Genomic DNA, 26338 nt, shown 5'->3' with positions numbered 1-26338 from the left:
AAAATAAATAAGATCTGTTTATGTCAACAATTGAAATGATTATCGAGGAACGGGCAGCCAGCATAGGAAACTTCCTGGTTGGCCGTTTACTTCCATTCCGCGAGAAAAGAATGGTCGGTCCCTTTATCTTCATCGACCATATGGGACCGATAAAAATGTCTGAACGCGAAAATTTCGATGTTTTACCTCATCCACATATCGGACTTTCCACTCTCACATTTCTATTTGAGGGAAGCATCATGCACAGGGATAGCCTCGGGAACGAAGTCGAGATCATGCCGGGAGCAGTAAACTGGATGACAGCGGGAAAAGGAATAGTTCATTCTGAACGTACACCAGAATACCTGCGTCATTCTGAAAAACATATGCATGGACTGCAAATATGGGTTGCCTTACCTAAAGAACTCGAGCAGATGGAGCCTGAATTCTTTCATATTGACAGTACACAGATCCCCTCCTGGACTGAGGGAGATATTGATTTTAAGCTTATAGCAGGAGAGGCATTTGGCAGAAGGTCTGCAGTTCCGGTTTTTAGTAAATTGTATATGCTTGAAATTAAGAGCAGTAAACGACAAACCATTACGATCGGACATGAACTATATGGAGAAGCGGGATTGTATATTCTTGAAGGAAGCATTGAAAGCGATGGAAATACCTACCAGCCTAAACAGCTTTTAGTTGCGAAGGACAGTTCAATTTGCGAATTCGTTATGGAAGCAAACACTGTCATTTATATCTTTGGTGGAGAGGTTTTCCCTGAAGAACGTTTTATCGACTGGAATTTTGTAAGCAGCAGTAAAGAAACACTTGCGGAAGCACGCGAAAAATGGATCGCACAAAAATTCCCGAAAATAAAGGGAGAAGAAAATGAATTTGTTCCCTACCCATCAAGAATCAAAAAATAAATTATATGGCTTCAGTTAGATCTCATATCGGCAAGGAATTATACAAAGTTAAGATCTGGTCGCCGGGAGGAAATATAATCATAGCTGATGAACCTGTTTCATCAGGTGGTCAGAATGCAGGATTTTCACCATTAGAACTGATTGGTGCCGCACTGGCTGCTTGCACATCTGCAACCCTGCGTATGTATGCCGATAGGAAAGCCTGGGAACTGCAGGAAGTAAATCTGGAAATTGAGGTAAAACAGAGTGAAGCCCGAAGCCAAACTGATATCTCAAGAAAAATTGAACTGATCGGCAACTTAAGTGAAGAGCAAAGGGCAAGACTGATCGCAATTGCCAATGCATGCCCTGTCCATAAGTTATTGAGCAACCCCATAGAGATCCTGACACAGGAGGTGAATAATAAAGTTTAAAGAATACTCTACTAATTTATGACACCTTTGATTGAGTTGCTCGTAGTTAAAGACTCAAGTCCATCGCTATGGGCTATTTTGTTAAATAGCCTGTATTTTACTTTAATGATAGGCATCAGCAAAATAAAACATTCAAATTAAAACCAGCGGTCCTCATCCACTACTGTTATAAAAAACTCTTTTCCTGTGAATTCTTAAAAATATTTCTACTTTTAGATAGTGTAATATTTCAATTACAATTAAACCTTTTGATTTTAACTAAAATGGAAATTTTACAGATTAGAGTTTTTATAAGGTGAATTCAGAAAAAATCAAAAGGATCATTACGATTTTATTAGATAAGAGATTTGTTATGTCTCTGTTCATTGCTATTGCCCTGGTCACGGGCATCAAGCAATACACACGCGGTCACTATAACAACTATAAGATTTTTAAATATACCTTTCTGCATAGCCTGGAAGAAAAGTCGCTCTATGAAGAATACCCCCTTGAATATGGCGATTCAAATCATTACGGTCCCGTTTTCGCTCTGATCATTGCTCCCTTCGCGTTATTACCTGATGCCCTTGGAACTTCACTCTGGAATATTGCCAATGCGCTCATTCTGTGCCTGGGCTTTTACAGTCTGCCCTTACCCATAAGAACAAGGTCCATCATAGCCCTGGTCTGTGCCCATGAAGCTCTGGTAGCCTTATTAAGCTTCCAGTTCAATGTTGGATTGACTGGCCTGATTATGCTTAGCTTCTCCTATCTGATCAGTCAGAAAGAAGCAAAATCGGCCTTTGTCATCGCCTTAGGGACCCTTATAAAACTGTATGGAATAGTAGGACTGGCATTTTTCTTTTTCAGCAGGAATAAGTGGAGGTTCATTTTCTCAGGCATAGCCTCCATTGCTGTTCTATTGATCCTGCCAGCCATGCTGTCATCAACTGATTATGTGATCAGATCTTATGCCGACTGGTACAGTTCGCTTACTGAAAAAAATATGCATAATGCCTCTTTAACATCCATGCAGGACATCTCATTGATGGGAATCGTACGACGGGTGATGCAGGATGCAAGCATTCCAAATCTTCCTTTCCTCGCCGGAGGATTACTTTTATTCCTTCTGCCATATACAAGAATAGACCAGTTCAAGCATACACCTTTCCGACTGATGCTCTTATCCTCCGTTTTAATATTTACAGTGATCTTTAGTTCCGGCTCTGAGTCGCCAACCTATATCATAGCCTTTGCGGGTGTTGCGATCTGGTTCATGATCCAGCCTTCACCTAAAAATAAAGGAATCATCTTTTTATTCGTTTTCGCATTTATTTTAACCAGTATGTCTCCTTCAGACCTATTCCCAAAGTTCATTCGCGATCAGTATATCAAACCATATTCACTCAAAGCGCTTCCTTGTGTGTTGATCTGGTTCACAATAATTTATCAAATGTTAAAATTGGATTTCAAGAATTACAAAAACTATGGTATCGAATAAGTTAGTCTCTATAGTAATACCCGCATTCAATGAATCAGAAAACATTGTAAGAATATGTTCGGAGATAGAAAAAGTTTTCAGTAATCTCCATTACTCCTATGAAATTATCCTTGTAGCCGATGGTTGCACAGATACTACCATGGAAACAATTGATAAACTTATTCCCCAAAGTGACAACATTTTTTTTATTGAATTTTCCAGAAATTTCGGTCATCAGCTTGCCTTGAAGGCTGGTCTTGATAATGCGAAAGGCGATTGTGTGATCAGTATGGACTGCGACCTTCAGCATCCACCGGAACTCTTACCAGAATTATTGGCAAAATGGGAAAAAGGCTTTGAAGTGGTTTATACCATTCGTTTAGAGGACAAAAAACTTCCAATGGCGAAGCGAATATCATCAAAACTCTTCTATAAGACATTAAACAGCCTGTCTGACGTGGAGCTGGAAACAGGATCTGCAGATTTCAGATTACTCGATAGAAAAGTAGTTTCTGTGATCCGGAATTTTCATGAGAATGAACCCTTTCTGAGAGGCCTCTTTAAATGGATAGGTTTTAAGCAAACCTCTGTAGAATATGCTCCATGTGCCCGCCACTGCGGAAAAAGTAAATACAGCATAAAAAAAATGATAAAATTTGCACTTCAGGGAGTAACCTCCTTTTCTGTCAAACCCTTATATGCAGCTATCTATCTTGGTTTTACACTCTCCTTCCTGTCTCTTCTCTATATCCCCTATGTGATACATGCTTTTCATACCGGGAAGGAGGTTTCAGGTTGGGCATCTATAATCATGACAATTGTATTCTTTGGCGGATTGAAACTGATCATTTTAGGGATCATCGGAATCTATATCGGTAAGATGTTCATGCAGGTAAAGAACAGGCCAAATTATATCATTCGTTCCACTAATATTAAAGAACAGCTGTCTTGATTCTTCTTAGTTTTGATATAGAGGAGTTTGATATGCCTCTGGAATATGGAAAAGAAATATCATTTCAGGACCAGATGGAGATATCCATAAGAGGAACCAACCATATTCTAGATATTCTGGAAAAACATGAGGTAAAAGCTACCTTTTTCAGTACGGTAATCTTTGCACAAAATGCTCCTGATGTGATCAAACGATTAATCAAAAGCGGACATGAGCTGGCTTCGCATGGTTATTTCCATTCAGCATTTGAGCCGGCACATCTTGCAACATCCAGAAAAGCCCTTCAGGAGATTTCATCGCAGGAAATAAGCGGATTTAGAATGCCCAGAATGAAGCCTGTTGATGAAAATGAAGTCAGAAAAGCCGGCTATCTGTATAATTCTTCCATCAACCCGACCTGGCTGCCCGGACGGTATAATAATTTAGGCCGGCCAAGAACACGTTTTAAAGAGGCTGGCATATGGCAAATCCCGGCCTCTGTTAGTCCTGTATTGCGCTTCCCCCTGTTCTGGCTATCTTTTCATAATCTGCCACTCCGAATTTATACATGGCTCGCCAAAAGAACCTATAAAAAGGATGGCTACCTGAACATCTATTTCCACCCCTGGGAATTCACCGATCTGAAAGATAAAAATCGATTTGGCTTCCCCGGATATGTGAGTAAAAACTCAGGAATAAAAATGATCGAAAGAATGGATCTATTTATTGGTGATTTAAAACGAAAGAATTACACCTTCAGCACACTATCAGATTTTATTCAAAATTGATAAAGAGCATCAGAAACAGGTTAATATTTTATACCTTATGATACAAAATATTATCAAAAATAATCTGGTCCTATGATTTACAAAGCCTCTCTTGACAAAACTGCAGTCATTATAACCAACATAGTAACCCTTCTTTTTGGCGCCCTGATCGTGTTTAATTTTATCCTGCCGCTTGCCATTATTTTACTGCTTACCTATTTAATATGCCTGCTTCTGAAACCCTTAAGCTATGAGATCACTGAAGATGAGCTGATCATACGCAGGCTGCTCAAAAGTGTTCATATTAACAGGTCTGATATTGAAAGCCTGAAATTGATAGACAAAAGTGCGATTTCGGGCTCAATACGAACATTTGGAGTTGGGGGACTTTTCGGCTGGTTCGGAAAATTCGCCAATACTCAATTAGGCAATATGACCTGGTATGTAACCCGCAGGGATAAACCTATATTAATTATAAAAAAGGACAGCAAAAAGATACTTATCAGTCCGGATGAAGCAGAAGCCTTTGTTGCAGAATTCAAAGGGTTTAAGCCTATATCTTAGTATAAAGATCCATAACATTTGACTTTCAACCTTAAACACATTATTCCCAATACTTATTTTCACTTAACAGATGGTGTTGAACTCAACTCATAATAAAAGAGCGGTATTCAATTCAATATCAAAATTTTTCCATTTCCCCCTTGCCAATTAATCAAATTCTCGTATCTTTGCAGTCCCTATTTTTAGGGCAATTAATAAATAATACATAATTTAAATTCAAGCAAGTGAATACGTTAAGTTACAAAACTGTCTCTGCCAACAAAGCGACCGCCACCAAAGAATGGGTAGTTGTTGACGCTCAGGGCGAGATTTTGGGGCGCTTGTCTTCTAAGATCGCAATGATCATCAGAGGAAAAAACAAGCCATCGTTCACCCCACACGTAGACTGCGGAGATAATGTAATCGTTATCAATGCAGACAAAGTAAAACTGACAGGGAACAAATTTGCCAACAAGCAATATGTTTCTTACACAGGTTACCCTGGAGGTCAGAAATTCATTTCTCCAAAAGAGTTAATGGCAAAGCATCCTACCCGCGTGGTAGAGAAGGCTGTACGTGGAATGTTACCAAAAAACAGTTTGGGCCGTGCATTGTACAAGAACCTGTTCGTTTATGCAGGAACTGAACATCCGCATGCAGCACAAAATCCTCAAACCATTAAACCGTAATTAAGAGAAATGTCAACTACAAACACTTCAGGAAGAAGAAAAACAGCAGTTGCACGCATTTATCTAACAGATGGAAGCGGCAAGGTTACCGTAAACGGTAAAGATTACAAGGAATATTTTCCAACATTGCCATTACAATATATCGTAATGCAGTCAACCGAAGTTTCTGAATCAACAGGAAAATTCGATGTGATTGTAAACGTTGCCGGCGGTGGTGTTAAAGGACAGGCAGAAGCCGTTCGTTTAGCAATTGCCAAGGCTATTGTAGAGCTGGATCCAGAGAAAAAACCTGCATTGAGAGCTAAAGGTATTATGACCCGCGATGACCGTATGGTTGAGCGTAAGAAACCAGGTCGTAAGAAAGCCCGTAAGAAATTTCAATTTAGTAAACGTTAATCTCAGGAGGATCAGACAATGGCAAGAACAACATATCAGGATTTATTGGATGCAGGTGTACATTTTGGTCACCTTACCCGCAAATGGGATCCGAAAATGGCACCGTACATTTTCATGGAGCGTAATGGCATCCACATTATAGACTTAAATAAAACTTTAACAAAATTAGAAGAAGCTGCTGCTGCGATCAAACAGATCGTAAAATCAGGACGCAAGATCTTATTTGTTTCTACAAAGAAACAAGCGAAAGATATTGTTGCTGAGCAAGCTCGTTCTGTAAATATGCCATATGTAACCGAGCGTTGGTTAGGTGGTATGTTAACTAACTTTGCTACTGTACGTAAGTCGATCAAAAAGATGTCAAACATCGACAAGATGACTAAAGACGGAACTTTTGACGTATTATCAAAGAAAGAAAAATTAATGATTCAGCGTGAGCGTATCAAATTAGAGGCCCTTCTTGGAGGTATCGCTGATCTGAACCGTTTACCTGCAGCCTTATTTATTATTGACGTAAAGAAAGAACATATCTCAGTTGCTGAGGCGATGAAATTAAACATCCCAACCTTTGCAATGGTAGATACTAACTCTGATCCGTCAAATATCGACTTCCCTATCCCGGCGAACGATGATGCAACTAAATCAATCACATTGATCACAGATGTAATCATGAAAGCTATCCACGAAGGATTAGATGAGCGCAAGCGCGAGAAAGAAGAAGAAGCTGATAAAGAAGCTGCAGTTGCAAAAGCAAAAGCAGATACTGAAGGCGAAGCAAAAGACGAAGCAGCTACTCCTGGAAAACGTACCCGTAAGGCTACTGGACCTGAAGGTGTTGCAGTAGAAGCTGAACCAGAAGCTAAAAGCGAAGAATAATTGCGGAATTAATCCGCAACGACAAGGGAGAAAATCCTCAATCACAAACGGATTCTATCCGCAACGACAATCAAATTAATTTTAATAATATTTCCTTAGATCCCCGCCCAAGGCGGGGATTCAAAGGATTAAAAGGAAAATAACATGTCTACAGTACAAATTACTGCCGCAGATGTAAATAAATTACGCCAGCAAACCGGAGCCGGTATGATGGATTGCAAAAAAGCATTGACCGAAGCAAACGGTGATTTTGAAGCTGCAATTGATAACCTTCGTAAGAAAGGTGCAAAAGTTGCTGCCAGCCGTCAGGATCGTGAATCAAATGAAGGAGTAGTTATCGCAAAAACAACCGCTGACGGAAAACGTGGAGTTGTTATTGAATTCAATTGCGAAACCGACTTCGTTGCAAAAAACGCTGACTTCGTTGCATTTGCAAATAGCATTGCTGATCTGGCAATTGAGAAAAATCCTGCTTCATTAGAAGAACTGGTTGAACTTGAACTTAATGGCGAAAAATTAGCTGATACCATCATTTCACAAATTGGAAAGATCGGTGAGAAAGTTGGTGTTTCTAAATTTGAGTCTGTAACAGGTGAAAAAGTTATCGCTTATATCCACGGAAATTACCGTTTAGGCGTATTAGTAGCATTAAACTCTAATCCTGCTAGTGCTGATGAAGTTGGTAAAGATGTTGCAATGCAGATCGCTGCAATGAACCCGGTTGCTATCGATAAAGGAGATGTTGATTCAAAAACTATCGAAAGAGAACTTGAAATTGCTAAAGATGTGATCCGTGCAGAAGGCAAGCCTGAAGAAATGGTTGAAAAGATCGCAGCAGGTAAGCTTAATAAATTCTATAAAGATTCTACTTTACTAAATCAGGAGTTTGTTAAAGACTCTTCTAAAACTGTCGCACAGTTTTTAAATGATGTAGAAAAAGGCCTCACCGTTACCGCATTCAAGCGGGTTCAGTTAGGAGCTTAATATTTAAAATCCTCTCCAAAACGGAGAGGATTTTTTTTGTCTGAAAATTCCTGCGTCATAAACCCGACATGATTAAAATAACCATTAAACATACGAGGTTATGATTATTTTAACCATAAAAGGCTCCATCTGATAATTAAAAACAAAAAAATAAACGGATGAATATTGCACTGATAAACGCCACTATATTTACCGGGGAAGAAAAATTAGAGAACAAAGCAATCCTGATTCAGGACGGACTGATATTCTCGATCACCGACCAATCGGCAATACCTGCAGATTTTAAAATCACTGACCTTCATGGATTATCCATTGCTCCCGGCTTAATAGATCTGCAGATCTATGGCAGCGGAGGCAAATTATTCGGAGCATTGCCGGATGAGGATAGTCTGGAACAGATGGAAAAAGATCTTCTCGCTCAGGGCACAACCGGATTTTTCGCCACAGCAGCAACCAATAGTGATGAAGTGGTACTTAAAGCAATTGATGCAGCAAAAGCATACCGCAAAAAAGCAAAAGGCAATTTTCTGGGCCTGCATCTGGAAGGCCCCTACCTGAACGTAAAACGTAAAGGTGCCCATCCTGAAAAATATATCAAAAAGGGAACTCTTGCAGAGATCAAAAGCTGGGTGGATCGTGCAGAAGGTGAACTAAAAATGATGACCATCGCACCTGAGCTCCAGGATCAGGAATTAATTGATTACCTCCACTCCAATAATATCATTATATCGGCAGGACATAGTAATGCCAGTTATGAAGAAGCTTTAACCTTCTTAAATAATCCGGTACAGGCAGCTACCCATCTTTACAATGCAATGCCCCCAATTCATCACCGTGAACCGGGACTTATCCCGGCAATTTTTAAACTGAAACCATATACCAGTATCGTAGCCGATGGAGTTCATGTAAGTTTCCCTATGATCGAACTGGCCAAACGTGAATTGGGTGAAAGATTATTTCTGATCACCGATGCTGTTACTGAGAGCCGGGAAGGTGCTTATCCTCATTTATTTACCGGAGACCGCTATACCATGCCCGATGGAACATTATCCGGATCTTGCCTGACCATGCTGAAAGCTGTAGAAAACTGCGTGTTAAAAGTGAACATTCCATTGGATGAAGCCCTAAGAATGGGCTCTACCTACCCAGCACGACTAATGAAAGATAGTGCTCGCGGACTGTTAAAAGCAGGTTATAAAGCCGACATCATTGTTTTCGATGAAAATCTCAAACATCATAGCACTTATATTTCAGGCAATCTGAACTAAAATAATTTAATAACTTTAAAAAAATCTCTTCATGAAGTTCAAACGTATCCTTTTAAAATTAAGTGGTGAAGCATTAATGGGCGAAAAACAATACGGAATCGATATTGACCGTGTTGCACAGTATGCCAAAGATATTCATGATGTTCATGCTAAAGGAATAGAGATTGCTCTGGTAATTGGTGGTGGTAATATCTACCGCGGATTAAGTGCAGAAAAAGCAGGTATGGATCGGGTGCAGGCAGATTATATGGGGATGCTTGCAACAGTAATTAACAGTATGGCTTTACAGGATGCACTTGAAAAAACAGGTGTAAAAACACGTCTTCTAACAGCTATTAAAATGGAGCAGATCTGTGAACCCTTCATTCGCCGCCGGGCAGTCCGCCACCTTGAAAAAGGAAGGATCGTGATCTTCGGTGCAGGTACAGGTAATCCATATTTCACAACTGATACTGCAGCCTCTCTGAGAGCAGTTGAGATCAATGCAGATGTTGTTATGAAGGGCACACGTGTAGATGGAATTTACACTGCTGACCCATTGAAAGAACCAGATGCTATCAGATACGATGAAATAACATTCGATGAGGTTTATAAAAAGAACCTGAATGTTATGGACATGACCGCATTCACCCTTTGTCAGGAAAATAACCTGCCAATCATCGTTTTTGATATGAATAAACCAGGAAATTTAATGCGTCTGGTTGATGGTGAACCTATTGGTACATTAGTGAAAGGCTAAGAAATCAAAGACTGAGTAAAGCTTAAATACCTGAGAATAACAGGAATTTAATTAATTTTACAGATCGAACAGATATATTATGAACGAGCTAATAAAGAAACAACTGGATGATGCGAAAGCTCATATGGAAAAAGCCATTGAGTTTTGTGATAATGAACTGGTAAAGATCCGTGCCGGAAAAGCAATGCCAACAATGCTTGATGGTATCTATGTGGATTATTATGGTACCCCAACTGCCCTGAATCAGATTGGAACTGTAAATACACCCGATGCCCGTACTCTTGTGGTACAGCCCTGGGAAAAAACAATGCTGATTCCTATTGAAAGAGCAATTATGGAAGCAAATATCGGCCTCAACCCACAGAACGATGGTATAGTGATCCGTTTAAATGTTCCGCCTCTTACTGAAGAACGTCGTAAAGACCTGGTAAAAAAAGTTAAAGAAGAAGCAGAAAAAGGACGTATTGCAGTCAGGAATATCCGTAAAGATGCGAATGAAAAGATCAAACGCTCTAAATCTGAAGGAGTTTCTGATGATGAGATCAAAACAGGTGAAGGTGAAGTACAAAAATTAACAGATAGCTGCATCGTTCGAATTGACCGCCTGATGGAGGCCAAAGAAAAAGATGTAATGACTGTCTGATCTTGATACACTTATAAATAGAAAGGGAATAGGAATTTAGCTTGTTCCCTTTCTTTTTTAATGAAAAAATCAAAAAGATGAAACTATTAATAGACTACTTAAAGAATTATAAAAGCCTGATCTTTCTGGCACTTCTTCTTGCTGCAGTAAATCAGATCTTTTCTCTTCTCGATCCCTGGATCTTTCGAAAGATCATAGATACCTATGTGACCCGCTATCAGGAATATACAACCGAAGAGTTTTTTAAGGGTGCTGGTTTATTAATTCTGGCAGCAATGGGTGTAGCAATGGTTTCGCGAATCGCGAAAAATTTCCAGGATTACTATGTCAATGTGATCACACAACGCCTGGGAGCAAAGATCTATTCCGACGGCCTGGCACATTCGCTGGAATTGCCCTATTCAGTATTTGAAGATCAGCGAAGCGGAGAAACTTTAGGTATTCTCCAAAAGGTAAGAACGGATAGTGAAAAACTGATCACTGCACTCATCAATATTGTATTCACCTCATTGGTTGGTGTGACCTTTGTATTTATTTATGCAATTAATATCCACTGGTCGATCGCAGTAGTTTATATATCTGTTATACCTGTACTTGGGGTAATTAGCTCCGTACTTAGTAAAAAGATCAAGGTTGTTCAGAAAGCCATTGTGAGTGAGACCACAGCGCTAGCAGGTTCAACAACTGAATCACTTCGTAATATTGAGCTGGTAAAGAGCCTTGGGCTCTCAAGTCAGGAGATCAAACGACTCAACAATACGACAGATAAAATATTAAAACTTGAGCTTAAAAAAGTAAAGTATGTACGAAGTCTCAGTTTCATACAGGGAACTCTGGTCAACCTGCTTCGTAACATGATCCTGCTACTGATGCTTTACCTGATATTCGCCGGAAGGATCAGTGTAGGAGAGTTTTTCTCTCTGTTTATTTACTCCTTCTTTATTTTCGGCCCTCTGCAGGAGCTTGGGAATATTATCAATATTTATCGGGAGACTGAAGTATCACTGGAAAATTTCAAAGCAATATTAAGTACTCCTAAGGAGAAAAAACCAGCTAACCCGGCAGTTTTAGGCCGAATAAACAGCCTCAAATTTGATACTGTAAGCTTTAAACATCAGTCCTCAAACCGAAATGCACTTGAAAATATCTCTTTTGAAACAGAAAAAGGGCAAACTATCGCATTTGTTGGGCCTTCCGGATCTGGTAAAACTACTCTGGTAAAACTTCTTGTAGGCCTATATCATCCGGGTAGCGGACAGGTACTTTACAATGAGGTTCCATCTACCAGTATCGACCTGGATGAACTACGTGAGAAAATTGGTTTTGTGACCCAGGATACCCAGCTGTTTTCGGGAAGCATTCGTGAGAACCTGCTCTTTGTTCGTCCTGATGCAAGCGATGAAGATTGTATGCTCGTTTTACAAAAAGCTGCCTGTCAGAATCTTCTTGCGCGTGCAGATAAAGGCCTTGATACGATCATAGGTGAGGGTGGTGTAAAAGTGTCCGGCGGAGAAAAACAACGTCTCTCAATAGCCAGAGCATTACTTCGACATCCAAACATATTGGTATTTGATGAAGCAACATCCTCTCTTGATTCTTTAACTGAGGAAGAGATCACCGAGACCATCCGTGATGTTTCAGTGATCAGTGATCATATTACTATCCTGATCGCACACCGCCTTTCAACTATTATGCATGCCGATAAGATCTTCGTTCTTGAAAAGGGCCACATCATCGAAGCTGGCAAACATGAAGAGCTTCTTGCTGAAAAAGGATTGTATTATGCCATGTGGCGTCAGCAGATAGGTGAGAAATATTCATTGTAAATATAAATTTTTAAGTAAATTTATTAGAGATGATGAACACATTACTGTTTATGAACATTGGGATATCGGAGTGGATAATTTTATTCTTTCCTTTAGTATTAATGGTCTACTCCCTGATTGATTTAACGAAATCACAGTTCAGTGAGCCTGTTAATAAGATCATCTGGGTAATAATCATTCTTTTTGCTCCGTTAATAGGCGCATTATTGTACCTGACTCTGGGAAAAAGTCAAAAAAGAAGCAATACATGATATCAGAATATACAAGCGGCTTTGGTTTATGGGAGTTAATTATGATTGCCTTTGCCGTCATTGCGTTGCTTCTGGTCATTCCTTTTGCAATATTTGATACAATGAGATCAAAAGATCTAAGTACCACACAAAAATTCCTCTGGATACTGTTTATTCTGGTAGCCCCATATTTGGGAGCCGTTGTCTATCTTTTCTGGGGCCGTAAACAAAAAGCAATATGAGTACATTAATAATAATTCTGTTTATAGGGGGTTTCTTACGCTTCCTGATGGGTATCCTTTGGTTTATCCTGATCGTATATACCCTTCTGGATCTGCTCAAGAGCAACCTGCCAACAAACACTAAGCTATTGTGGCTGATCGTCATCCTGATCGCACCAATTCTGGGCTCGATCATCTACTTTGTGGTTGGAAGAAACAAACAAATTTAATGGCTGTTTATCTGTTTTAAACTTAAGGGTATAAGCCTTTTGGTTTTGAAATAGGTAAAAATAACGATTAGAAGAGTCATACTTCCGCCAAAGATCACAGATGGTATAGTTCCCATCAGTCTTGCGGTTGCTCCCGACTCAAAAGCGCCTATTTCATTAGAGGAATTAATAAATATTCCATTGACCGCCGATACCCTGCCTCGCATTTCTTCCGGAGTGAGAATCTGTAAAATAGTGGAACGTATGATCACGCTGACGCTATCAAATGCGCCTTCAAAGAATAAACACAAGAGAGTGAGATAAAAATTTCTGGATAGCCCGAAACAGATGATCGAAATTCCAAATCCGGCAACTGCAAGCAGGAGATTTCTCCATGGTTTGTTCATTGGCGGATATTTTGCCAAAATAAACATGGTAATCACTGCCCCAAGCGCAGGAGCCGCCCGCATAAAGCCAAGTCCCTCAGCACCCACCTTTAATATATCATGAGCGAAAATTGGCATCAGAGCCACAGCACCACCAAAAAATACCGAGAACATGTCCAGACTTAATGCTCCCAGGATCATTCGGCTTTTGAAAACAAAGCGGATGCCCTCAGACAGACTTTTAAAGATATTTTCTTTAGGCACAAAATAAGCCGGATAATTTTTAACGAAAAATATGATACACCCCAAAGCAAGGGCTACAAATGTAACGATCACAATAAAACAGGCTGTTATCCCGCTAAAAGCATATAATAGACCTCCAACTGCAGGTCCAATGATGGATGCTGTTTGCCAGCTGCCGCTATTCCAGGTAGATGAATTTGCATAATGCTCTTTCGGTATGATCTGGGCCATTAAAGCAAAGGCTGTTGGAGAATAAAAGCCACGGGCGATACCTATAAAAAATATCATCACATAGATGATAATGATCACCGGTGTCTGGCCAAGCAGACTTAACATATCATTGGTAGTTACAACAGCAAGTACTGCCGAACAGCAAAGCATTGAGCCAATGATCCATACTAAAAGCTTTTTCTTATCTGATTTATCGGCAATATATCCCCCGTAAAGAGTCACCGTTATGGAAGGAATAGCTTCAGCCAAACCGATCAGACCCAATGATAAGGGATCTTTTGTTAGCTGATATATATGCCAGCCAATCACGACAGCTTGAACCTGATAGGCAAAGGTAAAGAGAAACCGCATAGCTATATACGAGCGGAACTCGGGAAAGCGCATGGCTATATACGGATCTGTTTTAACTGCCTCTGACTTAAAATCACCCATTCGGAGATATATTGATTATTGTGATAATCTACCTATTTAGTACCATACTGATCTATCATATAGATCAAGGAAGTCATGGATGCTGCCCCAAGCTCCAATTCACGTTTATTTACATTTTCAAACACATCATTACTTGAATGATGAATATCAAAATATCGCTGTGAATCAGGTCTGAAACCAATGAGAACTGCACCGGGGATGACTCTCAAGGGACCAATATCTGCTCCGCTGCCCCCCGCCTCTAATTCATTTAAACGGTATGGAGCGAGAAGTGGTTTCCATTTGGAAAAATGTGCCAGCGCCTGAGGGGCATTCTCTACACTAAAACCACGGGGAGTGAATCCTCCTTCATCTGATTCCAAAGCAGCAATATGCTTCTCATTATTTTGCTTTGCAATTTCTGCATATTTCAATCCACCACGTAAGCCATTCTCTTCATTCATAAACATAACTGCCCTGATCGTGTGCTTTGGCTTGATGTTCAGCTTTTTAAATATTCTTAAAACCTCAACAGATTGCATTACCCCGGTTCCGTCATCATGAGCTCCTTCAGCAAGATCCCATGAATCCAGGTGCCCGCCGACAGTAATGATCCCTTCAGGGTTTTCGCTGCCTCGAATCTCACCGATCACATTATAAGAAACCGCATCAGGTAAGGTGCGGCAATTTTGCTTAAAATAAAATTGAATGGCAGGTAGTTTTCTAAGTTTTAATTTCTGACTTAGTAAGTTTGCAGCTTTTGTACTGATGGCAGCAGCAGGAATCTTTGTAACACCTTCCTGGTATCTCATTCCTCCTGTATGAGGAAAATCATCAACAATACTTGACATGGAACGAACGATCACCCCAACAGCTCCGAGTTTTGCCGCTTCAATTGCTCCCTGACCACGCTGATCTACAGCACCACCATATGCATTGAACGTATTAAATAGCCTAGGATCAAAAGGGCGGTTGAAAAATATGATCTTCCCTTTAACCACCTGCTCACCTAATGCTCTTAACTCTTCAAAATTTTGGACTTCCAAGATCGGAGCTGTTATACCTTGCATCGGACTTGCTATGGAACCACCAAGGGCTGCAATAGGAACAGGTATTTTCGTTTTACCCTCAATAATATAGGCTAGCTCTTTTGCACCACGCTCCCAGACCGGCACCATCAATTCCTGCAGGTAAACTCTGTCAAAACCATAGTCCTCCATAAGCTTTTTGGTCCATTCGACAGATTTTTGTGCATTGACGGAGCCGCTAAGCCTGGGACCGATCTTTTTACACAAATACTCAAGGTTTTTATAGGCATGTCCATTGGCCAATGCCTCATCATAGATCTTTCGGATCATTACAGAATCAGTATTTTGGGCAAATAATGAAGCTCCGAAAAACAGAGCTGGTATCAGGATTTTATAGAATTTCATTTTTATAGATTATACTGTTTTTTATCAAATCACCTTCCTCAGGATATTTTATCCCAACTTATGCCACCTGATCTTGTCTCAAAATACTGTCTCAGAATACGATTGTCATCATTAACCAATTCAGGATCATCTTCGAGGATCTGAATAACAGTTTTTCTGGCCTCAGCTAATAATTGCTGATCGAGAGCAAGATCGGCTAATTTAAGATCAAGAACACCGCTTTGCTGTGTTCCTTCGATATTTCCCGGTCCCCGAAGCTGCAGATCAATTTCAGCGATCTCAAATCCGTCATTGGTACGTACCATGGTATCCAAACGAATTTTTGCATCCGGACTAAGCTTCATACCCGACATCAATATACAAAAAGATTGTTCAGCTCCACGGCCAACTCTGCCACGCAGCTGATGCAGCTGCGACAGTCCGAACCGCTCTGCATTTTCAATGATCATGACACTTGCATTTGGGACATTAACCCCTACTTCTATCACTGTAGTTGCAACCATGATCTGGGTTTCACCCTTCACAAAACGCTGCATTTCGGCAGCCTTATCCTTTGCCGCCAATTTTCCATGTACTATGCTGATCCTATATTCAGGGAGAGGAAACTCATTAGATATCGCTTCAATCCCGGCTTCAAGATACAAAAGATCAAGCTTTTCACTTTCCTTGATCAGCGGATAAACAATATAAACCTGTCTGCCTTTGGCTATTTCTTCACGCATAAAGCCAAACATTCTTAAACGCTGGCTATGATATAAATGCACCGTTTTAATGGGTTTTCTTCCTGCAGGAAGTTCATCGATCACTGAAATATCCAGGTCGCCATAGAGCGTCATGGCGAGTGTCCGGGGAATTGGAGTAGCGGTCATTACTAAAACATGTGGAGGAATAATGTTCTTTCGCCATAAGCGGGCCCGCTGTTCTACGCCAAAACGATGCTGCTCATCAATAACCACCAGTCCAAGGTTCTGAAATTGCACCGCATCTTCAATCAATGCATGAGTACCTACCAGAATATTCAATTCACCACTCTCCAGACGCTCGTGCAGACCCCTCCTTGCCTTTTTTGGAGTAGAGCCGGTAAGTAATTCAACACTTACAAAATCATCTCCCAAAAGGCTTTTAATCGAAAAATAATGCTGCTGAGCAAGAATCTCTGTCGGGGCCATGATACAAGCCTGAAATCCATTATCAATAGCCAGCAGCATGATCATCAAGGCAACGACAGTCTTTCCGCTACCTACATCACCCTGAAGCAAACGGTTCATCTGTACTCCTCTTTGAGTATCCTGACGAATTTCCTTAATTACACGCTTCTGGGCACCAGTAAGATCAAATGGTAATTTTTCCGAATAAAAAGTATTGAAATTATCTCCGACATTATTAAAAACGGAACCTTTGAATTTTTGCGTACGCAGCACTTTACTTCTTAGCAGCTTCAATTGAATAAAGAAAAGCTCTTCAAATTTAAGCCGCTTCTGAGCCTCCCTCAGAATTTCTACGTTCTCAGGGAAATGAATATTATACAGAGCTTTCTGCCTGCTGATCAGTTCATGCCTTTGCATCAGATAAACAGGAAGAGTTTCTTCTACTTGCCTGATCACCTGATCGATCAGTGCAGCCTGAGCCCGCTGTATCCCTTTGCTATCGAGGTTAAATTGCTTCAGCTTTTCAGTAGAACTATAGACTGGCTGGAGAGTTAAATTTCCCTGGTTTACAGCATTGGGCTGATAGGCCTCAAGCTCTGGATGAGAAATGGAAAAATGTCCGTTGAACAGTGTCGGCTTCCCGAACACAATAAAAACTGCCCCGGGTTGAACGATCTTATCGATCCAGCGGATACTTTGGAACCAAACAAGTTCCATAGTACCTGTATCATCTTTAAACCGTGCAACCAGCCTTTTGACATGTTTATCCCCAATAATTTCTTTTGAAACGATCCGTCCAAGAATCTGAATTGCAGGAAGATCCGGATTAAGCTCTCTGATCTTATAGAAACGGGTTCGGTCAATGTATCGGAAAGGATAATGTTGAAGGAGATCAGCATAGGTAAATATCTCAAGATCCTTCTTAAGGATCTCAGCACGTTGAGAACCCACACCTTTTAAATACTCAACAGGGGTTTTAAAGATCTGTTCTGCCAATCCGGTTAAGGGGTATTTACCGGCTTTTCTTCGGCCGGCGATTTAAATAATATTTCTTTGATCGTAGCCCAGTTAAAGACTATGACCGCCGCCAGCAAGAGCGAATAAGAATAAAGCTGATGCAGGCTGATTCCTTCGTGAAAATAGAAAAATGCGACTGCAAAAGCAACAATGGGATTTATATAAATAATAATTCCTAAAGTAGAGGAAGGCATCCCTATCAGAGCATAAAGGCTCAAAAAAAGTGGAATAATGGTAAAGAAAATGGAAATTACTACAATAATTATCCAGAAATCAGGATCAGAAGGAAAATGTTCAAAATCAGAAATGAAAAACGGAAGCATTAACAGCGTTGCAATAAGTAAGTGCAAGCCCAGCATATTAAACTTATCGATTCGAATCATTACCCGTTGTATGATCAGATAGAAGCTGTAGAGTGCTGCTACAAGTACCGACCATAATACATCTCTCATGGAGCCCTGAGCCAGAACAACAATACTTATAGATGCAAATCCCAAAGCGATCAGCTTCATAGCAGAAAGCTTCTCTTTCAAGATCAGGAAACCACCCAATGCTGTGATCAAAGGGCAAACCATGTAGGCGAAAGCCGCAGATTTAAGATTCACATTGTTCACAGCATAAATATACGTGAACCAATTTCCGGTTATTAATAACCCGGCAAGCAGACTAAGCCATATGATCTTCCTGCGGCTAAATTTCTCTTCGTTTTGAATGTATTGAATATCGGATCGGATCTGTTTTTTCCTGAAAAGGAGAATATATGTCCACGTTAATATCAGGGAAGTAAAAATGCGGTAATATAATATTTGATCAGAGGGATAATCCCGGAGCATTCGCAGGGGAATTGAAAAAAATCCCCAAATTACTACCGCAGAAAATGCAGCAAGAAAATATTTCAGTCTGCCCTCTTTCAAGGTCAGGCTTTAACAGCTATTAAAGAGATCTCAACATTTACATTTTTTGGTAATCCAAGTACTGCAACTGTTTCTCTGGCAGGATAGTCTGATTTAAAATATGAACCATAAACTTCATTTACCTGAGCAAAATGATTCATATCACTTAAAAATATAGTGGTTTTTACCACATTTTCGAATGAAAACCCAGCGGTTGTAAGAAGAGCTTCCAGATTTTGCATAACCTGTTTCGCTTCGTCGCTGATACTGCCACTTATTAATTGGTTTGTTTCAGGATCAATTGGGATTTGCCCGGAAATGAACAGCATATTTCCTGTTTGCACAGCCTGACTATAAGGCCCGATAGGAGCCGGTGCATTTTCGGTATAGATTATAGATTTCATAAATAGTAGTTCAGTTTAGAATGATCAAAAGAATTTCCGGGCAAAAATCAGAAGACATACCATTCAAGCAGTTTATAAATGATACCGGCTAAGAAAATAATAATTGCCGTTGTATTTATGATGTGCATGACCTTCAGATTAAAATTCTTAGGCCTGTTCGGATCGTTCTTTCTAAAAAAATACATAATGCCAAAATTATTAAATAAAAAAAAGAGTCCCGAATGATCGGGACTCTTTTTTTTACAATTTGCTTATATACAATATTGTTTATTGTTGTTTAATCTCAACACGACGATTTTCAACACGTCCTGCTTCAGTAGCATTTGAAGCAACCGGACGGCTTTCGCCATATGCAGTCACAGCAACTCTGCTTGCAGCAATTCCAGAATTAACTAAGTAAGTTTTTACTGAGTTAGCTCTGTCTCTTGATAAAGACATGTTGTATTCTTCAGTACCCTCAGCAGAAGCATGACCATCTAACTGAACCATAGCAGATGAATTTGCTTTAAGGTCAGAAGACAATTTATCTAAAGTAGAGTAAGCAGAAGTTTTCAAAACTGAAGAGTTAAATTCGAACTGGATTGGAACAACCGGACCAGATGAAGCAAACTCAGGACATCCGTTCAGAGCAGCAGTACCTTTAACAGTAGGACAAGCATCTTTTGAATCAGGAATACCATCAGCGTCAACATCTAAAGGACAACCAGAACCATCAACTTTAATTCCAGCTTCAGTGTTAGGGCATTTGTCTAATTTATCAGCAACACCGTCACCATCTGAATCTTTTAACAGATCAGCAGCTTCTAATGCAGATACACGACCTTTTAATGCTTCAACTTCCTGACGTAATGTTGGATCTTTCAATTCATCATACATCAAAGCTAAAGGATTAACCCAATCAAGGTTAGGCTTAGCTGCAGAACCTAAAGAGAATTCTAAACCAGCTGAAGTGTATGACCATTTATCTTTTGAAGTACCTTTAGCATAAGTTCCGTCAAGGTTATCTCCATCAAGAAAGTTCATAACATAACTTAAGTCGAAATTAACACGCTCAGAAACTTTGAATTTAACGCCTGCACCTACAGGAACATAAAGCTCTTTAACATATTTATTTGTTCCTGAACCATAAGGCTCACCAGCCTTATCTTTCCAGTCCTGTGGGGATCTTGGAGCAAAACCTGTATAACCCATACCGGCTTTTACGACGAAGTTAACAGAATTCTCTCTTTGTAAAAAATCAACAGTTGCAACATTCGCAACTCCGGAAAGTGATAAAGCATATCCCAAATCAGTCTCAAATGATGTAGGAAGACCTACGATAGATGATTTTCCTGTTTCGTTTTCGCCAGACAATTTGCCAGCAACACCAGCAAACTCTAATCCGAAAGCATGACCTAACTGCTTACGAAGACTTAATCCGTAACCAAGGTTTAGATTAGCTTTGTTGAAATCGTTGGTTCCGCCGATAACTACCTTAGGAGCTAAAACACCAGCATTGATGCCTAAACTCCATGTTCTGTACTGGCTTCTTCCACCAAATACTTTGGCTGAGGAGCTCGTAGCCGTTTGTGCCAGAGAAACCTCACCGAGGCCTAGCATAGCTACTAATGAAAACACAAGGGTTTTCTTAATTGTAGAATAATTCATAATTGTTGTTTTAAAGGTTAACAAATTTCATCAGTGTAATTTACACAAAAATAGTCATAAGTTTGACTTGTGCAAATAATCAAATACTGTTCCAATTATTTTATACAACAAAAACAGTAGACAAAATGTTTTACTCCCTGCATTAAATAAAGTTACAATTATGAAATATTCTCACATAGATAATCGGCTGTTTGAATTAAATCGCCAAAATTTCAAAAAAAGGCTTCCCAAGGGCTCTATAGCTATATTTCAATCCAATGATGAATTCCCAAGAAGTGGCGACCAGCCCTTTACATTTAAACAAAACCCCGATCTGTTCTATCTGAGTGGGGTAGACCAGGAGCAAAGTATTTTAATTTTATTTCCTGATTGCCCTAATCCACTATACAAAGAAGTCCTGTTTTTAAGACAGACCAGCGAACACATTGCTGTTTGGGAAGGCCATAAACTGACAATTCAGGAGGCAAAAAAGGTTTCTGGTATAGAAAATATCTATTGGCTGGACGAATTCTGGAATATTCTGCCATCAATCATTAACTATGCGGATATAATTTTTCTTAACACCAATGAGAATGACAGGTATGCCCATCAGGTACCCTACCGCGATATCCGCTTTATTGAAAAACTAAAAAATCTGTATCCCTTACATCGCTATGAACGCGCAGCAACAATTTTACGCGATCTAAGGCCTGTAAAGTCTGATATTGAAATTGAATTAACTCAAAAGGCATGCGACATTACTAAAGATGCCTTTAACCGCGTACTTAAGTTTATTAAACCGGGGGTAGCAGAATATGAGATCGAAGCAGAAATTATTCATGAATTCATACGGCAGCGAGCAAGCGGACATGCCTATAATCCTATTATTGCATCAGGTAAAAATGCAAATATTCTACATTACAATGACAATAACCAGATCTGTAAGGATGGTGATGTGATACTATTCGACTTTGGTGCCGAATATGGAAATTACAATGCTGATCTCAGTCGCTCGGTTCCGGTAAACGGCCGTTTCACAAAACGACAGAAGGATGTTTATAATTCTGTACTTCATATCATGAAAGAAGCAAAGAAAATGCTTTTACCGGGAACGATCTGGAATGAGTATCATACTGAAGTTGGAAAAGTTGTTGAATCTGAACTGATCAAATTGGGATTGCTTGACAAACACGATGTTGCAAAACAGGACAGCAAAATGCCTCTGTATAAAAAGTATTTTATGCATGGCACTTCACATCACCTTGGACTGGATGTACATGATTTTGCAAGCCGCTACAAACCATTTGAGGCAGGTAATATCCTTACCTGTGAGCCAGGGATCTATATTCAGAATGAGGGTCTGGGAATCCGGCTGGAAAATGATATTCTGCTAACAAAAGATGGGAATATCGATCTGATGGCCAATATTCCAATAGAAGCAGAGGAAATTGAAGAAATTATGAATTCTTAGTGCTGCTCAGTATCCTGTCTACAAAGCGATATAAATTAAATTCAGGATCAACTGAAGCAGTCCTGATTTCTTCCTGGAGCTTCATTCTGTTGATATTTTTCATTTTTTCATGCTGAATAAGCTTCCATGCTTTTTCGGCAAGTAGAAAAACGCGACGGGTATTATCCTTAATGGGCTGATCTTCTATTGCCTGCATCAGCTCATCAATTCCTGCCGACTTATCGGCAATGGTATTAATAACAGGGATGATCTCTGTCCTTTGATGTACAAGTTTCTTCAGATTATTGGCAAATGCATCCGCTCCATCACGATCTGACTTATTTACTACAAAAATATCGGCAATCTCCATCAATCCCGACTTCATGCTCTGGATTTCATCGCCAGACTCTGGAACAAGCACCACCACACTGATATCTGCAAGGCCGGCGATCTCTACTTCCGATTGCCCAACACCCACAGTTTCAATCAATATATAATCAAATCCCGCAGACTTGAGGACATCAGTCATTTCAATTGTCTTACCTGATAAGCCGCCCAATGATCCTCTGGTAGCCAAAGAACGGATATACACATTAGGTTTATTAAATTGTTCAGCCATCCGAACACGGTCGCCAAGTAAAGACCCAAGATTAAAAGGTGATGTCGGATCAATAGCAAGAACTGCTACACTTTTACCCTCTGAACTTAAATGATTGATCATCGCGTTAACCAGTGTACTTTTCCCTGCTCCCGGAGGACCTGTAATACCTATAACAGGAGTATCTGAAGTTCGGATCTCTTTCAGCAAATCTGCAGAACCCTCCAAATCATTCTCAACCAAAGTCAAAGCTCTGGCCAAACCAAGGTAATTACCTGATTTTACCTGACTGACTAATTGGGAAACTGATATCATCAAAAATTTAAATTAATCTCAGTTAATTCTTCAAGTATGAAGGGGGCTTTTTCTGCTATCCGGCCTCTGCATTTGAACAAATTACCTAAGTTTGTACAAATAAAAGCAATTAATCACATCAAAGGATTTGAAAGATTTGAACATCTCAGTTGTCATTCCAAACTATAATGGTGTGCACCTCTTTCCGGAAACTCTTCCTGCCCTGTATAAAGCACTGGAATATACAGGAAAGAAATATGAAATTATAATAATTGACGATTGCTCATCTGATGCTTCAGTAGATTTTTTAAGACAGCATTACCCTGAGATCAAACTGCTGCAAAATGAAAGCAATTCAGGATTTTCTAAAACCATCAATAAAGGGATCTTCGCGGCCGTATATGATCTTATTTTATTATTGAACAGTGATGTAAAATTATCAGAATCCTACTTTATAGATCAATTCAAATATTTTGACCTGCCTGATACTTTTGGAGTAATGGGCAAGATCATAGGATGGGAGAATGAGGAAATTCAGGATGGAGCAAAGTATCCGGAATTTGAAGGATTCAAACTTAAAACCTCTTTGAATTACCTCCCGGATGGAAATCAAAGAGACAATAATTTTTTTAGTTTGTATCTCTCAGGAGCAAATGCATTGGTTAGCAGAGATAAACTTTTATTATTGGGAGGTTTTAATGAGTTATTCAGTCCCTTTTACATTGAAGATGTCGACCTTTCAGTAAGAGCATGGCGCTGCGGATTTAAGTGCTATTTCGAAACAAATTCAGTTTGCATTCATAAAACATCCGAAAGTATCCGAACAAAAGAAAAGAAGATTAATATCCGGACCATTTACAACCGGAATAAATTATACTTTCATGCTATTCATCTGAAAGGCTGGGCCTTCACAGGCTGGTTTCTGCAAACACTTTTGGAACTCATTTTCCGGCTATTAACCTTGAGAACGGATTATTTTACATCTTTTTCAGAATTGATTAAAAATCGGGAGGCGATAAAACGATCCTGTGCAGATTTTGATAAGCTTTGCGAAAAAACCGACTTTAAATTAAGTCTGAATGATGTTAGAAAAACCATTATCCAATCTTTGAAAAACAAAGAAATTACATTTTTCAGAAATTAAAGCTTTATCAAACAAAAGCTAAAAAAAGGGTTGTAAATACTTGTGATTGGACTGGAAATTTTACCCGGGAATAAAGAAAGGAAGCTAATTTGCAAAATGATTAACTTTAGCGCATAATTCAAAAAATGAAGACATTTTTCCGACTATTCGCCTTTGCTACACCCGTTCAGAAATTTGCAATTCCATTCTTTTTTACTTCCATATTAGGTATCATATTCGGCTTATTAAATTTCACACTTCTAATGCCGGTTTTTGAACTATTGTTCAATCAAGCCAACGATCCTGGAAGCAAAACACTGACTGCGACACCAGTATTTAAACTTAGCCTTAGCTATTTCAAAGATATCTTCTACTACTATTTTCAGACGATAATCAATAGTTCCGGCAAGGTTGAAGCATTAAAAATGGTCAGTATTGCCATTGTTATTTCTGTGATCTTAAGCAACCTTTTTAAATACTTATCAGCAAGGGTCATTGAGAATTTCAGGCTCATGATCGTAACCCGGATACGAAGCAGTATTTTTAAAAAGCTGACAAATATTGATATTCAATTTTTCAACAGCCAGCGCAAAGGGGATCTTATTTCGAGGTTCATGACGGATGTGGTGACTATTCAGGATTCTATTATCCGCTCTCTGCAGGTAATTTTACGGGAGCCCATTGCTATCATCCTGAACTTCGCCGTTCTTTTTACCATTTCTGCCAAACTGACATTATTCGCCTTAATACTCATTCCGGTTTCAGGCTTAATGATCACCTTTATAGTTAAGCGATTAAAGAAACATGCCACTGCCGCACAGGAATCATTAGGGGTATTGGTATCAAGTATTGAGGAAGGTATAAGCGGAGTCAAGATCGTTAAATCTTTTAATGCTGAACATTTCATTCAGGAAAAATTCAATTCCGTTAATATGTGGGCAAGCAAGATCCACAGACGACTTGCAAGAAGAGTTCTTCTAGCTGCACCAGTTTCAGAAATGATGGGTGTTATTACCGTGGCAGCACTTTTATTTTATGGAGGTACATTGATCTTAGAGGAAGGGTCAGACCTTCAGGGAGCCGAGTTCATAGTTTATATCATTATATTTTCACAGATCATTAATCCGGCAAAGGCGATCTCTGAAGCTTTCGGAAATATTTCACAAGGGATTTCAGCAGGGGAGCGTGTATTCCAGTTATTAGATGCCCCCGAAAATATTACTGATAAGACAAATGCGGTTTCTAAAAACTCCTTCGACGAGCTGATAGAGGTGAAAAATGTTTCATTTTCTTATGGTCCTAAAGAAGTATTAAGCTCTGTCAACTTTAAAATCAGGAAGGGTCATACTGTAGCCTTAGTAGGGCCATCAGGGGGAGGAAAAACCACCCTGATGGATCTTTTTCCAAGGTTTATGGATCCAAACGAGGGTGAGATAAGCATTGATGGAATCAACATCAGAGACATTTATATGAAAGATGTCAGGTCGCTGATGGGGATAGTGAATCAGGAATCCATTCTTTTTAATGATACAATTTTAAACAATATAGCCTTCGGCAGGAACTTCAGTACTGAACAGGTAATTGAGGCTGCCAAAATTGCCAATGCCCATGAGTTCATCAGTAATACAGGGGAGGGTTACCAAACCAATATCGGTGACAGGGGAATGAAACTTTCAGGAGGACAAAAGCAACGAATCTGTATTGCCCGTGCGGTGCTTGCTAACCCTCCGATACTCTTATTAGATGAAGCAACATCAGCATTAGATACAGAATCAGAAAAGGTTGTTCAAAATGCCTTAAAACAACTGATGAAAAACCGTACCTCCATTGTCATTGCACACCGCCTGAGCACTATACAAGAAGCTGATCTTATCATAGTTCTTGAAAGCGGAAAAATAGCAGAACAGGGTACACATAATGAATTGATCCGGGCAGATGGACTTTATAAAAGGCTCATCGAGATGCAAACTTTCAATGAATAG

At 39.6% G+C, this 26338-nt stretch carries 28 protein-coding genes; 20 read left to right on the top strand and 8 right to left on the bottom strand.

The window, feature by feature from the left end:
* The first annotated feature begins 20 nt into the window (after window positions 1–20).
* The 17 genes from BLR27_RS07060 to BLR27_RS06980 all read left to right on the top strand — a co-directional run bounded on the left by BLR27_RS07060 (window position 21) and on the right by BLR27_RS06980 (window position 13120).
* Complete coding sequence (locus tag BLR27_RS07060) at window positions 21–905, top strand: pirin family protein (RefSeq protein WP_090702682.1); 885 nt, start codon at window positions 21–23, stop codon at window positions 903–905.
* A gap of 5 nt (window positions 906–910) precedes the next feature.
* The gene (locus BLR27_RS07055; RefSeq protein ID WP_090702678.1) at window positions 911–1318 is read left to right on the top strand and encodes an OsmC family protein; all 408 of its coding nucleotides are present in this window, start codon (window positions 911–913) and stop codon (window positions 1316–1318) included.
* Window positions 1319–1670: 352 nt separating this feature from the next.
* Window positions 1671–2798, top strand: a complete 1128-nt coding sequence (locus BLR27_RS07050; protein ID WP_090702895.1) for a glycosyltransferase family 87 protein — start codon at window positions 1671–1673, stop codon at window positions 2796–2798.
* Window positions 2785–3729 carry a glycosyltransferase family 2 protein gene (locus BLR27_RS07045; protein WP_090702675.1) on the top strand — a complete coding sequence of 315 codons (945 nt, stop codon included), beginning with the start codon at window positions 2785–2787 and terminating at the stop codon, window positions 3727–3729. Before BLR27_RS07050 ends, BLR27_RS07045 begins: the two co-directional genes overlap by 14 nt.
* Complete coding sequence (locus tag BLR27_RS07040; protein ID WP_090702672.1) at window positions 3726–4496, top strand: polysaccharide deacetylase family protein; 771 nt, start codon at window positions 3726–3728, stop codon at window positions 4494–4496. Before BLR27_RS07045 ends, BLR27_RS07040 begins: the two co-directional genes overlap by 4 nt.
* 72 nt (window positions 4497–4568) lie before the next feature.
* Complete coding sequence (locus BLR27_RS07035; RefSeq protein ID WP_090702668.1) at window positions 4569–5039, top strand: PH domain-containing protein; 471 nt, start codon at window positions 4569–4571, stop codon at window positions 5037–5039.
* A gap of 224 nt (window positions 5040–5263) precedes the next feature.
* Entirely contained in the window at window positions 5264–5707 is a 444-nt protein-coding gene (gene rplM / locus BLR27_RS07030; RefSeq protein ID WP_090702663.1) for a 50S ribosomal protein L13, read from the top strand.
* Between the two features lie 9 nt (window positions 5708–5716).
* Window positions 5717–6103, top strand: coding sequence for a 30S ribosomal protein S9 (gene rpsI, locus BLR27_RS07025; RefSeq protein WP_090702659.1), 387 nt, complete (start codon window positions 5717–5719; stop codon window positions 6101–6103).
* Window positions 6104–6121: 18 nt separating this feature from the next.
* Complete coding sequence (rpsB, locus tag BLR27_RS07020) at window positions 6122–6979, top strand: 30S ribosomal protein S2 (RefSeq protein ID WP_090702656.1); 858 nt, start codon at window positions 6122–6124, stop codon at window positions 6977–6979.
* Window positions 6980–7123: 144 nt separating this feature from the next.
* Window positions 7124–7963, top strand: coding sequence for a translation elongation factor Ts (gene tsf, locus BLR27_RS07015; protein ID WP_090702652.1), 840 nt, complete (start codon window positions 7124–7126; stop codon window positions 7961–7963).
* Between the two features lie 158 nt (window positions 7964–8121).
* Entirely contained in the window at window positions 8122–9231 is a 1110-nt protein-coding gene (gene nagA, locus BLR27_RS07010; RefSeq protein WP_090702647.1) for an N-acetylglucosamine-6-phosphate deacetylase, read from the top strand.
* A gap of 31 nt (window positions 9232–9262) precedes the next feature.
* On the top strand, window positions 9263–9970 hold the full coding sequence (gene pyrH / locus BLR27_RS07005; protein ID WP_090702642.1) for a UMP kinase: 708 nt from the start codon (window positions 9263–9265) through the stop codon (window positions 9968–9970).
* 79 nt (window positions 9971–10049) lie between these two features.
* Window positions 10050–10613 carry a ribosome recycling factor gene (gene frr, locus BLR27_RS07000; RefSeq protein ID WP_090702638.1) on the top strand — a complete coding sequence of 188 codons (564 nt, stop codon included), beginning with the start codon at window positions 10050–10052 and terminating at the stop codon, window positions 10611–10613.
* Between the two features lie 77 nt (window positions 10614–10690).
* A complete protein-coding gene (locus BLR27_RS06995; RefSeq protein ID WP_090702635.1) occupies window positions 10691–12439 on the top strand; it encodes an ABC transporter ATP-binding protein in 1749 nt (582 codons plus the stop codon).
* Between the two features lie 29 nt (window positions 12440–12468).
* Entirely contained in the window at window positions 12469–12690 is a 222-nt protein-coding gene (locus BLR27_RS18905; protein ID WP_090702633.1) for a PLDc N-terminal domain-containing protein, read from the top strand.
* A complete protein-coding gene (locus BLR27_RS06985; RefSeq protein ID WP_090702629.1) occupies window positions 12687–12911 on the top strand; it encodes a PLDc N-terminal domain-containing protein in 225 nt (74 codons plus the stop codon). The genes BLR27_RS18905 and BLR27_RS06985 overlap by 4 nt, the downstream gene beginning before the upstream one ends.
* Window positions 12908–13120: a PLDc N-terminal domain-containing protein gene (locus BLR27_RS06980; RefSeq protein ID WP_245704463.1), complete on the top strand. Its 213-nt coding sequence runs from the start codon at window positions 12908–12910 to the stop codon at window positions 13118–13120. Before BLR27_RS06985 ends, BLR27_RS06980 begins: the two co-directional genes overlap by 4 nt.
* On the opposite strand, the gene BLR27_RS06975 is transcribed toward BLR27_RS06980, so the two are convergent.
* From BLR27_RS06975 to BLR27_RS06950, 7 genes are all read right to left on the bottom strand, one after another.
* Entirely contained in the window at window positions 13117–14391 is a 1275-nt protein-coding gene (locus BLR27_RS06975) for an MFS transporter (RefSeq protein WP_090702626.1), read from the bottom strand. The two genes, BLR27_RS06980 and BLR27_RS06975, sit on opposite strands and share 4 nt — an antisense overlap.
* 32 nt (window positions 14392–14423) lie before the next feature.
* Window positions 14424–15803 (bottom strand): M20/M25/M40 family metallo-hydrolase, encoded by a 1380-nt coding sequence (locus tag BLR27_RS06970; protein WP_090702622.1) that lies wholly within the window; start codon window positions 15801–15803, stop codon window positions 14424–14426.
* Window positions 15804–15841: 38 nt separating this feature from the next.
* Window positions 15842–17947 (bottom strand): ATP-dependent DNA helicase RecG, encoded by a 2106-nt coding sequence (gene recG, locus BLR27_RS06965; protein ID WP_090702619.1) that lies wholly within the window; start codon window positions 17945–17947, stop codon window positions 15842–15844.
* Between the two features lie 5 nt (window positions 17948–17952).
* Window positions 17953–18882 (bottom strand): EamA family transporter, encoded by a 930-nt coding sequence (locus BLR27_RS06960; RefSeq protein WP_090702616.1) that lies wholly within the window; start codon window positions 18880–18882, stop codon window positions 17953–17955.
* Window positions 18883–18884: 2 nt separating this feature from the next.
* The gene (locus BLR27_RS06955; protein WP_090702612.1) at window positions 18885–19265 is read right to left on the bottom strand and encodes a RidA family protein; all 381 of its coding nucleotides are present in this window, start codon (window positions 19263–19265) and stop codon (window positions 18885–18887) included.
* 47 nt (window positions 19266–19312) lie between these two features.
* Window positions 19313–19450: a DUF6728 family protein gene (locus tag BLR27_RS18865; RefSeq protein ID WP_317040452.1), complete on the bottom strand. Its 138-nt coding sequence runs from the start codon at window positions 19448–19450 to the stop codon at window positions 19313–19315.
* Between the two features lie 82 nt (window positions 19451–19532).
* Window positions 19533–20912 (bottom strand): OmpA family protein, encoded by a 1380-nt coding sequence (locus tag BLR27_RS06950; RefSeq protein WP_090702608.1) that lies wholly within the window; start codon window positions 20910–20912, stop codon window positions 19533–19535.
* Between the two features lie 160 nt (window positions 20913–21072).
* Here BLR27_RS06950 and BLR27_RS06945 point away from each other — a divergent pair, with 160 nt between their 5' ends.
* Window positions 21073–22362 carry an aminopeptidase P family protein gene (locus tag BLR27_RS06945; protein WP_090702604.1) on the top strand — a complete coding sequence of 430 codons (1290 nt, stop codon included), beginning with the start codon at window positions 21073–21075 and terminating at the stop codon, window positions 22360–22362.
* On the opposite strand, the gene meaB is transcribed toward BLR27_RS06945, so the two are convergent.
* The gene (meaB, locus tag BLR27_RS06940; protein WP_090702600.1) at window positions 22349–23254 is read right to left on the bottom strand and encodes a methylmalonyl Co-A mutase-associated GTPase MeaB; all 906 of its coding nucleotides are present in this window, start codon (window positions 23252–23254) and stop codon (window positions 22349–22351) included. The two genes, BLR27_RS06945 and meaB, sit on opposite strands and share 14 nt — an antisense overlap.
* 127 nt (window positions 23255–23381) lie before the next feature.
* Between meaB and BLR27_RS06935 the strand changes: the two genes are divergently transcribed.
* Together BLR27_RS06935 and BLR27_RS06930 are read left to right on the top strand one after the other, a co-directional pair.
* Complete coding sequence (locus tag BLR27_RS06935; RefSeq protein ID WP_176767628.1) at window positions 23382–24377, top strand: glycosyltransferase family 2 protein; 996 nt, start codon at window positions 23382–23384, stop codon at window positions 24375–24377.
* 125 nt (window positions 24378–24502) lie between these two features.
* Window positions 24503–26338 (top strand): ABC transporter ATP-binding protein, encoded by a 1836-nt coding sequence (locus BLR27_RS06930; RefSeq protein WP_090702594.1) that lies wholly within the window; start codon window positions 24503–24505, stop codon window positions 26336–26338.

The organism is Daejeonella rubra (assembly GCF_900103545.1).
Taxonomy (GTDB): domain Bacteria; phylum Bacteroidota; class Bacteroidia; order Sphingobacteriales; family Sphingobacteriaceae; genus Daejeonella; species Daejeonella rubra.
This window is presented reverse-complemented; position numbering and strand designations above follow the sequence as displayed.

Excerpts from the sequence above, each read along its gene's own strand:
- BLR27_RS07060 (WP_090702682.1), top strand. The coding sequence starts at position 21 with ATGTCAACAATTGAAATGATTATCGAGGAACGGGCAGCCAGCATAGGA.
- BLR27_RS07055 (WP_090702678.1), top strand. The coding sequence starts at position 911 with ATGGCTTCAGTTAGATCTCATATCGGCAAGGAATTATACAAAGTTAAG.
- BLR27_RS07050 (WP_090702895.1), top strand. The coding sequence starts at position 1,671 with ATGTCTCTGTTCATTGCTATTGCCCTGGTCACGGGCATCAAGCAATAC.
- BLR27_RS07045 (WP_090702675.1), top strand. The coding sequence starts at position 2,785 with ATGGTATCGAATAAGTTAGTCTCTATAGTAATACCCGCATTCAATGAA.
- BLR27_RS07035 (WP_090702668.1), top strand. The coding sequence starts at position 4,569 with ATGATTTACAAAGCCTCTCTTGACAAAACTGCAGTCATTATAACCAAC.
- rpsI (WP_090702659.1), top strand. The coding sequence starts at position 5,717 with ATGTCAACTACAAACACTTCAGGAAGAAGAAAAACAGCAGTTGCACGC.
- rpsB (WP_090702656.1), top strand. The coding sequence starts at position 6,122 with ATGGCAAGAACAACATATCAGGATTTATTGGATGCAGGTGTACATTTT.
- tsf (WP_090702652.1), top strand. The coding sequence starts at position 7,124 with ATGTCTACAGTACAAATTACTGCCGCAGATGTAAATAAATTACGCCAG.
- nagA (WP_090702647.1), top strand. The coding sequence starts at position 8,122 with ATGAATATTGCACTGATAAACGCCACTATATTTACCGGGGAAGAAAAA.
- pyrH (WP_090702642.1), top strand. The coding sequence starts at position 9,263 with ATGAAGTTCAAACGTATCCTTTTAAAATTAAGTGGTGAAGCATTAATG.
- frr (WP_090702638.1), top strand. The coding sequence starts at position 10,050 with ATGAACGAGCTAATAAAGAAACAACTGGATGATGCGAAAGCTCATATG.
- BLR27_RS06995 (WP_090702635.1), top strand. The coding sequence starts at position 10,691 with ATGAAACTATTAATAGACTACTTAAAGAATTATAAAAGCCTGATCTTT.
- BLR27_RS18905 (WP_090702633.1), top strand. The coding sequence starts at position 12,469 with ATGATGAACACATTACTGTTTATGAACATTGGGATATCGGAGTGGATA.
- BLR27_RS06985 (WP_090702629.1), top strand. The coding sequence starts at position 12,687 with ATGATATCAGAATATACAAGCGGCTTTGGTTTATGGGAGTTAATTATG.
- BLR27_RS06980 (WP_245704463.1), top strand. The coding sequence starts at position 12,908 with ATGAGTACATTAATAATAATTCTGTTTATAGGGGGTTTCTTACGCTTC.
- BLR27_RS06975 (WP_090702626.1), bottom strand. The coding sequence starts at position 14,391 with ATGGGTGATTTTAAGTCAGAGGCAGTTAAAACAGATCCGTATATAGCC.
- BLR27_RS06970 (WP_090702622.1), bottom strand. The coding sequence starts at position 15,803 with ATGAAATTCTATAAAATCCTGATACCAGCTCTGTTTTTCGGAGCTTCA.
- BLR27_RS06955 (WP_090702612.1), bottom strand. The coding sequence starts at position 19,265 with ATGAAATCTATAATCTATACCGAAAATGCACCGGCTCCTATCGGGCCT.
- BLR27_RS18865 (WP_317040452.1), bottom strand. The coding sequence starts at position 19,450 with ATGTATTTTTTTAGAAAGAACGATCCGAACAGGCCTAAGAATTTTAAT.
- BLR27_RS06950 (WP_090702608.1), bottom strand. The coding sequence starts at position 20,912 with ATGAATTATTCTACAATTAAGAAAACCCTTGTGTTTTCATTAGTAGCT.
- BLR27_RS06945 (WP_090702604.1), top strand. The coding sequence starts at position 21,073 with ATGAAATATTCTCACATAGATAATCGGCTGTTTGAATTAAATCGCCAA.
- meaB (WP_090702600.1), bottom strand. The coding sequence starts at position 23,254 with ATGATATCAGTTTCCCAATTAGTCAGTCAGGTAAAATCAGGTAATTAC.
- BLR27_RS06930 (WP_090702594.1), top strand. The coding sequence starts at position 24,503 with ATGAAGACATTTTTCCGACTATTCGCCTTTGCTACACCCGTTCAGAAA.